Source organism: Candidatus Puniceispirillum marinum IMCC1322 (genome assembly GCF_000024465.1).
GTDB lineage: Bacteria > Pseudomonadota > Alphaproteobacteria > Puniceispirillales > Puniceispirillaceae > Puniceispirillum > Puniceispirillum marinum.
Map to the genome: position 1 here is coordinate 1,345,175 of NC_014010.1, position 11,839 is coordinate 1,357,013.

12 protein-coding genes are annotated in these 11,839 nt (G+C 49.1%); 2 read left to right on the top strand and 10 right to left on the bottom strand.

The features are described 5' to 3' along the window. Position 1: 1 nt before the first annotated feature. The 4 genes from pheT to rpmI form a co-directional block, all read right to left on the bottom strand. The gene (pheT, locus tag SAR116_RS06255; RefSeq protein ID WP_013046099.1) at positions 2-2,401 is read right to left on the bottom strand and encodes a phenylalanine--tRNA ligase subunit beta; all 2,400 of its coding nucleotides are present in this window, start codon (positions 2,399-2,401) and stop codon (positions 2-4) included. Beyond that, the gene (pheS, locus tag SAR116_RS06260; protein ID WP_013046100.1) at positions 2,401-3,486 is read right to left on the bottom strand and encodes a phenylalanine--tRNA ligase subunit alpha; all 1,086 of its coding nucleotides are present in this window, start codon (positions 3,484-3,486) and stop codon (positions 2,401-2,403) included. The genes pheT and pheS overlap by 1 nt, the downstream gene beginning before the upstream one ends. Positions 3,487-3,631: 145 nt before the next feature. Beyond that, complete coding sequence (rplT, locus tag SAR116_RS06265; protein WP_013046101.1) at positions 3,632-3,985, bottom strand: 50S ribosomal protein L20; 354 nt, start codon at positions 3,983-3,985, stop codon at positions 3,632-3,634. 12 nt (positions 3,986-3,997) lie between these two features. Next, positions 3,998-4,195, bottom strand: coding sequence for a 50S ribosomal protein L35 (gene rpmI / locus SAR116_RS06270; RefSeq protein WP_013046102.1), 198 nt, complete (start codon positions 4,193-4,195; stop codon positions 3,998-4,000). Between the two features lie 313 nt (positions 4,196-4,508). On the opposite strand from rpmI, the gene SAR116_RS13485 reads away from it, so the two are divergent. Continuing rightward, positions 4,509-4,646 carry a superinfection immunity protein gene (locus tag SAR116_RS13485; protein ID WP_238531194.1) on the top strand — a complete coding sequence of 46 codons (138 nt, stop codon included), beginning with the start codon at positions 4,509-4,511 and terminating at the stop codon, positions 4,644-4,646. Between the two features lie 32 nt (positions 4,647-4,678). Here the strand turns inward: SAR116_RS13485 and SAR116_RS06280 are convergent, their stop codons facing one another. The 4 genes from SAR116_RS06280 to SAR116_RS06295 all read right to left on the bottom strand — a co-directional run bounded on the left by SAR116_RS06280 (position 4,679) and on the right by SAR116_RS06295 (position 9,614). After that, positions 4,679-5,482, bottom strand: a complete 804-nt coding sequence (locus SAR116_RS06280; RefSeq protein ID WP_013046103.1) for an NYN domain-containing protein — start codon at positions 5,480-5,482, stop codon at positions 4,679-4,681. A 163-nt stretch (positions 5,483-5,645) separates the two neighbouring features. Next, entirely contained in the window at positions 5,646-6,161 is a 516-nt protein-coding gene (gene infC, locus SAR116_RS06285; protein WP_013046104.1) for a translation initiation factor IF-3, read from the bottom strand. A gap of 203 nt (positions 6,162-6,364) precedes the next feature. After that, positions 6,365-8,290, bottom strand: a complete 1,926-nt coding sequence (gene thrS, locus SAR116_RS06290) for a threonine--tRNA ligase (protein ID WP_013046105.1) — start codon at positions 8,288-8,290, stop codon at positions 6,365-6,367. Between the two features lie 127 nt (positions 8,291-8,417). After that, positions 8,418-9,614, bottom strand: a complete 1,197-nt coding sequence (locus tag SAR116_RS06295) for a glycosyltransferase family 4 protein (RefSeq protein ID WP_013046106.1) — start codon at positions 9,612-9,614, stop codon at positions 8,418-8,420. A gap of 66 nt (positions 9,615-9,680) precedes the next feature. Here SAR116_RS06295 and SAR116_RS06300 point away from each other — a divergent pair, with 66 nt between their 5' ends. Beyond that, positions 9,681-10,451 (top strand): alpha/beta fold hydrolase, encoded by a 771-nt coding sequence (locus tag SAR116_RS06300; RefSeq protein ID WP_013046107.1) that lies wholly within the window; start codon positions 9,681-9,683, stop codon positions 10,449-10,451. 37 nt (positions 10,452-10,488) lie between these two features. On the opposite strand, the gene SAR116_RS06305 is transcribed toward SAR116_RS06300, so the two are convergent. Beyond that, positions 10,489-11,154, bottom strand: a complete 666-nt coding sequence (locus SAR116_RS06305; RefSeq protein ID WP_013046108.1) for a glutathione S-transferase family protein — start codon at positions 11,152-11,154, stop codon at positions 10,489-10,491. Between the two features lie 139 nt (positions 11,155-11,293). Then, positions 11,294-11,788 carry a GNAT family N-acetyltransferase gene (locus SAR116_RS06310; protein WP_013046109.1) on the bottom strand — a complete coding sequence of 165 codons (495 nt, stop codon included), beginning with the start codon at positions 11,786-11,788 and terminating at the stop codon, positions 11,294-11,296. Positions 11,789-11,839 lie beyond the last annotated feature (51 nt).

Consider the following 11,839-nt stretch of genomic DNA (forward strand, 5'->3'; position numbering starts at 1 on the left):
ATTAACCGCGCAATACAGCACCGCAATTTTTGGCCGCCAGGGCGATGACAGATGCAGAAATTTTTTCAATCTCTTCATCGGTCAGCGTTGCCTTGGTCGGGCTTAGCGTAATCGTTATAGCGACTGATTTTTTGCCAGCTTCGATATTGTCGCCCTGATAGACGTCAAAGACACGCATATCAGCCAGCAAAGAACCAGCCCCCGATTTCACCGCACGAAGCAGATCACCGGCCGACACATCGGCATTGACGATAAAGGCAAAGTCACGTGAAACAGGCTGAAATACCGACATGGACAGCAATGATTTGGCAGGCCCTTTTGATTTTGGCATCGGCACATCATCGACATGGATTTCAAAACCAACGGCAGTACCGCGTAACCCGAACATATCGGCAATACGCGGATGGAATTCGCCAAAGCTGGCTAGTTTTGTGCGTCCCTGAATCAAGCTGCCGGAACGGCCAGGATGAAAATAGTCCAGTGCTTCAGTACTCGTCTGGATGCCTGCGGCGCGGATACCAAGAGCCGCAAGAGCCGCTTCGGCATCGGCCTTGGCATCAAACACATCAATTTTGCGCATAGTGCCATGCCATTCCCGCGGCGCACTTGCCCCATGCCGGATACCGCTACAGGCTGTCCGTTGTTCATCCGGCTTGTCACCCAGAAATACGGGGCCGATCTCAAACATGGCCACATCAGCCTCGCCACGATCCTGATTACGTGCGGCGGCGGCAAGCAAATTCGGCAAAATAGACGGCCGCATATCGGACAGATCAGCACTGATCGGATTCACCAGTTTCAGGTGATCCGCACCACCGCCAAAAGCCTGTGCGTGCGATTCGGACAGGAAGGAAAATGTCACCGCTTCCATCAGACCACGGCCAGCAAGCGCACGGCGCGCCCGGAACAGACGTGCCTGAGCTGGCGATAATGATGGTTGTGCCACCACATGTTCACGCGGCAAATGTGCCATCGTCAAATTATCATAGCCATGAATGCGGCCGATTTCCTCGACCAGATCGGCAGCACCATCAATGTCGCCGCGCCATGGTGGCGGGCTGACTGTCCAGCCGCCTTCTTTGGCATCAACAGTAAAGCCGAGGATTTCCAGAATCTGCTGCTGTCTGGCCACGGGAACATCCATGCCGGTCAGCTTTTCTACCTTGTCATGGCTCAGGAAAATCTGACGTTGCCAGTTGGCACCATCACCAGCGCTGACCATATGACTGGCTTCGCCGCCACAGATTGACAGCACTAGCCGCGCCACATGCCCCTGTACCCAGTCAGGCGAGGTCACATCCAACCCACGCTCAAAGCGATAGCGGGCGTCCGAATTAATATTCAGCTTGCGCGCCGTGGTCGCCACCGAAATCGGATCAAAAATAGCTGATTCGAGGAACATCTCGGTTGTTTCGTCACTAACGCCGGTACGTTCGCCGCCCATAATGCCTGCCAAATCATCAGCACCGTGGCTATCGGCGATGATGCCCATGCTGCTGTCTAATTTGTATTCTTTCTCATTAAGCGCTGTCAGCGTCTCGCCATCCTTGGCCGGACGAATGGTCAAAGTGTCACCATTAATCTTGGCTACATCATAGGCATGTAACGGGCGACCAAGATCGATCATCACATAATTGGTGATATCAACCAGTGCATTGATCGGGCGCTGGCCAACAGCGTTCAGACGACCAGCCATCCAGCTTGGGCTGGGACCATTTTTCAGGCCACGAAAACCGCGTCCGGTAATACGCGGGCAAAGCGCACTCGCCGCCGGATCGATCGCCCAGTTAACCGGACTGTCATAACTGCCGTCATGCGCCGCAAAATCAACATCTTTCAAACGGCCATATCCCGCCGCCGCCAGATCACGGGCAACACCGCGCACGCCAAGGCAATCGGCACGGTTTGGCGTGATAGCAATCTCGATGACCGGATCATCAAGACCCGCATAAGGCGCAAAGGCCGCGCCAACCGGCGCATCAGCAGGCAGATCGATAATGCCATCATGTTCATCGGATAACTGCATTTCGCGTTCCGAACAGAGCATGCCATTTGACGCCTCGCCGCGGATTTCACCCACTTTGAGCGTCAGATCAATACCTGGCACATAGGCACCAGCCGGTGCAAATACGCCCTTCATACCTGCGCGCGCATTGGGCGCACCGCACACCACCTGAATCGGGTCGCCAGATCCGGTATTGACCATACAAACACGCAATTTATCGGCATTCGGATGCTGTTCTGCCGATATCACCTCGGCAATGGTAAAAGGTGCCAGTGCCGCCGCACGGTCAGTTACCGATTCAACCTCAAGGCCAAGCATGGGCAGAATGTCGAGAATCTCATCAAGGCTACGATCCGTATCAAGATGGTCAAATAACCAGTCACGGGTAAATTTCATCAGACACTACCCCCTACCAGACCAGCGTGTATCGACGGCGCATCAAACGGCAAAAATCCATAATGCCGCATCCAGCGCAGATCACTGTCATAAAATGTCCGCAAATCGGGAATGCCATATTTCAACATCGCAATGCGTTCGATTCCCATGCCAAAGGCAAAGCCCTGATATTTGTCAGGGTCATAGCCACAGTTTTCCAGCACCCGCGGATTGACCATGCCAGAGCCAAGAATTTCCAGCCAGTCATCACCAGCGCCAATTTTCAGGCCACCCCCATCGCGCGTACAGCCAATATCAACTTCGGCAGATGGCTCAGTGAACGGGAAATAACTGGGGCGGAAACGTACCGGCAGATCATCAACACCAAAGAATGCGCGGCAGAAATCGATCAGACAACCTTTGAGATGCCCCATATGGATGCCATCCCCAATCACCAGACCTTCGCATTGATGGAACATCGGCGAATGGGTGGCGTCATGATCCGAACGATAGGTGCGGCCCGGTACGATAATCCGGATGGGTGGTTCGCTGGTTTCCATAGTTCGCACCTGCACCGGCGAGGTATGTGTCCGCAAGACCTTGCGTTTGCCATCAGCATCAGGCGGCAGATAGAAGGTATCATGTTCCTGACGCGCGGGATGTTCTTCGGGAATATTCAGCGCGGTGAAATTATAATAATCCGACTCGATATCGGGGCCTTCGGCAACCGTGAAACCCATTTCGGCAAAGATGGCGACAACTTCTTCGATTGTGCGCGAAAGCGGGTGCAGGCTTGCGTCACTATGCGGACGCGATGGCAAACTCACATCAACACGCTGGGCAGACAGCTTTTCGGCAAGCGCCGCATCAGCCAGAATTGTCTGGCGCGTCTCAATCGCATGGGCGATCGTGTCCTTGAGGACGTTCAGATCCTGTCCGGCCTGTTTGCGCGCTTCGGGTTCCATCCCGCCAAGATCACGCATCATCAATGACACACGGCCTTTTTTACCCAATGCCTCAATGCGCACATTGTCCAGCGCTTCGAGTGTTTCAGCCGCATCTATAGCTGCCAGAATTTCCGATGATAGAGGTTCCAGATTTTGCATAATATCCGTTCCAGCAAGGTTAGTATCATCACAGAGGGGCGATAAATAATCAGTTCAAAATAGAACAGGCCGCCGCCTTGAACCACCAAATAACGATCTGGCGCCGTTCAAAGCTGCGGCCTGAATATTCAGGTATGAAGCGTGTTTAGCTTGCCGCGCGTGAACGTTCCACCAGCGCGGTAAAGGCTGCTGGTTCATTCACAGCAAGATCAGCAAGCATCTTGCGGTCAATTTCGATCCCAGCCTTGATCAAACCACCCATCATCTGTGAATAGGTGATGCCATGGATGCGAGCAGCCGCATTGATCCGCTGAATCCACAAAGCGCGGAATTCCCGCTTGCGAACACGGCGGTCACGATACGCGTATTGACGGGCTTTATCGACCGCCTGCGTAGCTGTCCGGAAAGTATTTTTACGACGTCCATAATAGCCTTTGGCAGCCTTGATGACTTTGCCGTGACGTGCATGGGTTGTAGTGCCTCTTTTAACGCGTGCCATCTATCAGCTCCCTTATGCGTATGGAATGAAACGTTTTACAATACGAGCATCGGCATCACTAAGAATCATGGTGCCACGCGCTTTGCGTTTCATTTTCTGGGAACGACGGCGGAGATTGTGGCTGAGAAACGCGGCTGAGCCACGAACCTTGCCACTTGCGGTCAGGCGAAAGCGTTTTTTCGCACCGCTTTTGGTCTTCATCTTGGGCATTTTGACCTCTTTCTTCATAAAGGTGACCTGCATATCCCAAACCCCTCATATCACGAAGCGAGGGTCGGTCAGTCAGGCGATAAGCCGGCCGGGCATGCCCTGTTATTTCAGGCCCGGACGCGACAAATAACGCGAAGCGCCGTTTATAGGCGCATTACGCTGGGGAATCAACCCAAGAAACAACCGAATTATCGTTAACGCTAATTTAATCACTATAAATTATAGTTTCTAAAATCAAAGAATTATTTTGGAGTTTCAATTGGATGAGTCACATTTTACAGGATTACTACTCACTTTAGCTTTTATCTATTTTTTGCCATCGATAATTGGCATTACCAGAGGAGTTCGTAACCTAGGGTCAATTATAGTCATTAATCTTTTCCTTGGCTGGTCACTGATCGGATGGGTATTCGCTCTTGCAATGGCTTTTGCTACTGTCGATAAAAATTAACGAGAATCACAAATTACAGCTAATCACGAAGGCTATGATAGTGGAAGTTTTTGTTCCAAACTCAATGCAGTTTGAAATTCCTGAAAAGAAATTTGCATTGACCAGTCCGTAACTTCATTTAGTTTTCGGGCTCCGCCAGGTAATAGTCCACCATCTATTTTTTGAAAACTGACATTGATTACATGTTTACCAAGGTTTTTCACTTGCTGAACCGCAGGAACATAGTCTTGGTCGCCAGAAACTATGATTGCTGTATCGTATATTGGAGCTTTCAACACCATGCCCAAAGATAAATTGACATCAACAGTTTTTTCTTTTCCATATTGTCTTTTTAGAAGGTTATATTGAATTTCACCTGAACGGCAGAACTCAATTGCGTTATTGTCTTTAGCGATCAAGTCTTGTTTATGTCTGATACTTTTATGCGTACTGTCCACGCTACCTTTTAAACCAATCAAATCAGAACTTAGCTTATCCAACTTTGTTTCTTTTTCGTCAGCGTTAGAACAAGCTTGCAATGCTTCAACGAATGATTTTTTTGTTTTATTCAAGTATGTCTCGTTTTTTGCAAACCAATTAATTTTTTCAGATTGTTTCATATTTTGGTGGATTAGAGGAGGGTAAAATCCAACTTTATCAATAACATACCAATAGGTTCTGATGCGCTTAACTCTGTAGTCAGGCAATGCCTTAATAGCAATGTTATCAAAGAACTGATCCCAGTTGGTATCAATCGGCATATATTCTTTATGATTGAAAAATTTTGGTGAAAACAAATTTTTGATTGTAAATCTAAGATTTTCTCCATCAACGAAAATACAAACTCTGTTTTCCATGACAACATCTCTGAATTTATTATTCACAAATAAAAAAGGTGAGCCCCTATTTATAAAAACAAGAACTCACCTTACAAATTTGCAGAGAGGTTAAAAACCTAACCGCTTATAAATTTATTCAAATATGAATGTAAAACTCTAAATGTCAACCCTTCTATTATGTTTATTTCGGGGCGATGACCATAATCATCTGGCGGCCTTCCATCTTGGGATGCGATTCAACCTTTGCCACATCTTCGGTTTCATCACGCACGCGTTTGAGCACATTAGCGCCTAATTCCTGATGCGCCATTTCACGGCCACGGAAGCGCAAGGTAACCTTTACCTTGTCACCGGAACCCAGAAACTTGTTCACAGCCCGCATTTTGACCTGATAATCATGCTCATCGATATTCGGCCGGAGTTTGATTTCTTTAACTTCAATTATTTTCTGTTTTTTACGGGTCTCGTTAGCACGCTTCTGCGCTTCATATTTATATTTGCCATAATCGAGAATTTTACATACGGGAGGATCAACATTTGGTTGAACCTCGACCAGATCAAGACCAAAATCTTCGGCCTTATTGATGGCATCACGGGTATCGAGAACCCCTAGCTGACCCCCATCGGGATCAATGCAGCGTACTTGTGGTGCTCTGATAGCGCCATTCACGCGCGGGCCATCTTGTGCGGGCGGCACATTACTGTGTGGACGTACTATCTAAACTTCTCCTGTTTTTGTCAAAAGGTTACGACTTTTGCCGTTTTATAAACCATATGGATGTTCTGTTAACATCAAATCATGCGGTATTACAGGCTTTTATTAACAAAACCAGCGTAATTAAGCCAGTTTTTTTAATTTTGTTATTTTTGCTTCGCTTTTGGCTATTGCGTCTTGCTGGATCATCCAGCCTTTAGGTCAGGTGCCACACTTTCATCGCGCAACATCGCCAAGGCTTCTTTCATGTCCAGTACGGTCTGGTCATTCGAGCCAAGACGACGCAAGGCAACGGTTCCGGCCTCAGCTTCACGGCCACCAACAGCCAGAATGAAAGGCACTTTCATGACGCTATGCTCACGCACCTTGTAACTGATTTTCTCGTTACGAAAATCACGCTCGACCCGTAGCCCCATCGCTTCGGCAGTGCGAGCAACCTGTTCGGCATAGTCATTCGCGCTATCAGTAATAGATGCGACAACAATCTGCACAGGCGCAAGCCAGTTTGGCATCCGCCCTGAATATTGTTCGATCAGAATACCAATCCATCTTTCCATCGAACCAAGAATGGCGCGGTGTAGCATAACTGGCCGATGACGATTGCCATCTTCGCCGACATATTCGGCATCCAGACGCTCAGGTAACACAAAATCCACCTGCAAAGTGCCGCACTGCCAGTCACGACCAATCGCGTCACGCAGAACAAATTCCAGCTTTGGCCCATAAAAGGCGCCTTCACCAGGGTTTAGAGTGGTCTCAAGCTTGGCCGCGCTACAGGCATCAGTAAGTGCGCTTTCGGCCTTGTCCCAAGTTGCATCATCTCCTGCGCGTACTTCTGGTCGGTCAGAAAATTTCACCCGTACGTCGGTAAATCCAAAATCGGCATATATTGATTGCAAGAGTGCACAGAATTGAACCGATTCTTCGGTAATCTGATCTTCAGTACAAAAAATATGGGCATCATCCTGCGTAAAGGCACGCACCCGCATGATACCATGCAAGGCTCCTGAAGGTTCATTCCGGTGACAGGATCCAAATTCAGCCATACGCAATGGCAAATCACGATATGATTTTATGCCTTGGCGGAAAATCTGAACGTGACAGGGGCAATTCATTGGCTTTAACGCCAGAGTGCGCTCATCTTCAGATTGCGCAGTGAACATATTCTCGCGGAATTTATCCCAATGGCCTGATTCTTCCCACAAGGTACGATCGACAAGCTGGGGGGTTTTAACCTCGCCGTAACCAGCCTGTTCAAGCCGACGGCGGACATAGGATTCAATCTCACGATAGATGAACCAGCCTTTTTGATGCCAGAATACCGATCCAGCCGCTTCTTCTTGGAGATGAAACATATCCAGTTGCTTGCCAAGCTTGCGATGATCGCGCTTCTCGGCTTCTTCAAGCATATGCAGATAAGCGTTGAGTTCTTTTTCCGTCCGCCAAGCCGTTCCATAGATACGCTGTAGCATTGGCCGGTCTGAGTCACCGCGCCAGTAGGCGCCAGCCACCTTCATCAGTTTGAAGGCGTGTCCAAGCTTGCCAGTTGATGGCAAATGAGGCCCGCGGCACAAATCGATAAAATTACCCTGCTTATAAAAAGTAACGGTTTCTTCAGCCGGAATGGCGGCAACAAGTTCAACCTTGAAAGGCTCATTATTCTTTTCGTAGAAGGCAACCGCCTCATCGCGTGTCCAGACATCGCGTGTAATGGCTTCATCACGATCAACAATCTCATGCATGCGTTTTTCAATCAATGCCAGATCATCTTCGGAAAATGCCTTTTCACGGTGAAAGTCGTAATAGAACCCGTTTTCGATAGCCGGACCGATTGTGACCTGTGTTTCCGGATATAGTTCAAGTACGGCTTCAGCCATAACATGCGCGCAATCATGCCGAAGCAAAGCCAGTGCGGCATCATCCTTGGCCGTTATCAGCGCCATATTAACGTCAGTATCAACAGCACGCGTCAAATCCCACTCTTCGCCATCGACAACAGCAAGCAAAGCCGCCTTGGCAAGACCGGGGCCAATATCGGCCGCCACATCTGCCGGTGTTACCGGCGCGTCAAAGGAACGAACAGATCCGTCAGGAAGGGTAATATTTGGCATGTAACCTTTTCACAATCTTTAGTCTGGGGCGCATTTATTAGGACACACTTAACAATTTTTACGAGCGAGATGCTACCTGTTGATGTTAGCAAACTCAAGCCAAGAGCGACAATTAGCCATTGGACATTTAGCCAGTGTTAGCAAGCTGTGATTTTTGCAGGATTCGACGATATATCTTAACCGTTTCATTACACATTCGCGTTGTTGAAAAGTTGCGCTCGATATGCGTGCGTGACTTGTCTGCTAGCACTTGGCGATTGGAACCTTGCAATTCCAATGCCTGACGGATGCAGTCAGCCAAACTTTCCGCATCCCCCGGTGTTGCCAGCCAGCCGGTCTGGCCATGCTTGATCGATTCAACGGCACCGCCATGATCAAAAGCGACAACGGGTCGTCCCATCGCCTGGGCTTCAAGTGAAATGCGGCCAAAGGGCTCGGGGGTTATTGAGGGCATCACAACCACATCAGCAACCATCAAAGCAGCGGGCATATCATCAACCGCGTGCGATAGACGAAACCGTCCTTCAAGTCCCAGATCAGTGCCGTGTCTGGAAATTCTATCAATAAAGGCCTGCTTGCCATCAGCAGCGCCGACAAACAGACAAATAAAGGGCATATCCTTGATCAAGGCCAAGGCATCAAGCAAAATTTCATGCCCTTTCCACAATGTTGGTCGGGCTGGCAACATCACCACTGGCATTTCTTCGGGCAACGCAACTGAATCTGCGAAATTAATGATCCGCGTCTGATTAACCGCCTGTGGATCGAAAACATCAACATCAACACCACGATGAATAACAGTCATACGCTCTTCCACGCCAACAAACTGACTGGTAATCAACTGCTTTACATATTTAGAGATGGCGATGACATGATCTACTTTGATGATCTTTCCATTATAAATTCGTTTGAAAATGGAATGTGCCTGAAACCGGCCATGAACAGTGCTGACGGTAGGAATACGGAGCGTCTTGGCCACTGGCAAAGCGATCCAGGCTGGTGCGCGCGAACGGACATGAACGATATCAGCATCCTCATCCTGTAAAATCTTTTGCAAGCGCCGACGGATCGAACCCCATTTCAGAGGATTCTTTACATTCACAGGCAATGTATGATGCGTTGCCCCACAACGCACAATATGTCGTTCAAGCGGCCCACCAGCCGAAATCACCACAGCACGGCCACCAGCTTTTTCGATAGCTTGCGCCATTTCGATTGTGCCGCGTTCGACTCCTCCGCGACCAAGAGCTGGCAGTATCTGCACAATCACGGGCCGTTGATCCTGAGGCGTATTCGTTTTGCTTAAGCGAGGCGTATTAGCCATAAATTCAATGAACTTTTCGATCAAAATGTCTAAGATACTTCAAATTCATAACGACGATTAGAGCCAATGACAATGGATGAACCTGATTTTCTTGATATAAATGACACCCAGCGCATAGCTTATCACAAGATAGATGGACAAAAACCAGGCATCATATTTCTATGTGGACATGGGTCTGACATGCAGGGCACTAAGTCTATTTATATGGAAAACTGGGCACGCGCACAGGGGCATGCGTTTATCCGGTTCGACTATCGCGGGCATGGCGCGTCGGATGGCAACTTTCTTGACCTAGCGATTTCCGATTGGACTGCAGATGCGCTAGCGGTCATAGATCAACTGACTGCGGGACCACAAATCCTTGTTGGCTCATCGCTTGGTGGCTGGATCATGTTGAACGCGGCCTGTAGCCGGCCGGAGCGCATTGCGGGTCTGATTGGCATTGCCGCCGCCCCCGATTTCACCAAAGAATTGATATGGGACAAGCTGGATAAGGATGCACAATCAGCCATGAAGCAAACCGGCTTTCTGTCGGTTCCCAACCCTTATGCTGATGAGCCTGTCATCTATCCCTATCATCTGGTTGAAGATGGCGCAGGGCATTTGCACCTGCAAGGTGACATGATCAAGATCAATGCGCCGGTGCGCCTGTTACATGGTATGCAGGATGAGGAGGTGCCATGGCAGGTTGCCAGCCGGATTATGGAAAAGCTTGTTTCCGATGATGTGCTTCTGCATCTCGACAAAACCGCAACGCATCGGTTTTCAGAACCAGCTCAGCTTGATTTGCTAGGGCAAACGATCGCCAATCTAGTGCGCTGCATCCAACATAACTAAACTAAATAGATGCGTCCATAAAGCTAGCTAAAGCGGCCTAAAAATCGGTGTTGCTGTAATAGGCTGGGGGTTTCAGACCAATCACCTGATCCGCCAGCAATTCGCGGAATGACGGTCGTGACTTCATTTTAGCATACCATGTTTTGGCTTCTGGATGCTTTTCCCAATTTATGTCACCAAGATAATCCAGAACCGACAAATGCGCCGACGCTGCCAGATCTGCCAGCGATAGTTGCTTGCCAGCCAGCCAGCTTCCCTGTTCGGCAAGCCAATCAATATATTGCATATGGATGTTCAGATTGCTTAGCGCTGCCCGAATAACAGCTGAAGATGGCTGCCCTTCGCCAGAAAATCGTTTTATCACCCGCTCAGACAATAAGGGGGTACCAACCTCGTTAGCAAACTTGACTTCAAACCAATGCACAAGACGCCGAATATCTGCCCGCGCCGCAATATCACCCCACAGCAAGGCTGGGCTTTCGCTTTCTTCGATATATTCAGCGATCACCATTGCCCCCGCAATCACGCCATGATTATCGGAAACCATAACAGGTACGTCACCAGCAGGATTGAGGCGCAGAAAATCTTCATTACGCTCCCATGGTATTTCCAGCTTTGGCAAATAAACCACATCCCTCTCGGCCAGAACCAAACGGATGAAACGCGATGCGGCGGATAGCTGATAGTGATGCAGTACATGCATGAAATTCAGGACACCTTCATAGTCTGCAACCCGAATGGGTATGTAGCGCTGTTGGTTATAGTTTACATATCGTGATGGATTTCACCAGTTCAAAACCACCTTATAGACCACTCTGGCAGATAGTTTATTACGGATGGCATTACCCAACAGGGCGGACAGGTAAATTCTGCCCCACCAGACTAGCCAAAAAACCATTCTTGAGCTCAAAGAACTGAAGCCGTTCTGGCTCTATGAAACCCGGCCATTGAACATCGTATGGCGCGGCTGGAACAAATCCGAATTTCGGATAGTAATCAACTTCCCCAGATACCAAAATGGCTGGCCAATTGAAGGATTTGGCATGGGTAAGACCAGCAGACACCAATGCCTTGCCATAGCCTTTTCCTCGCAAATCAGGCCGCACAGCAAGCGGGCCAAGCAACAGAATGGGGTGCGTTCCCAGCATCACTTCCCAGAACCGCAAGGATCCCACCGCAATGCCGTTATCCCGAAGCACAAAGCACATCTCAGCAACAGGCGCACCCGGACGCAAATTCCATACTGAGCGCGCATGCCGATTGAGGCCAAAGGCCTCATCCATCAACGCATCAACAATCTTGGTGTCGGCGTCGGTCTGTAGCGCAATTTCATACATAGCGACGCTCGATACATAAAACCGCAACAGAATGCAACAACGTTTGGGACA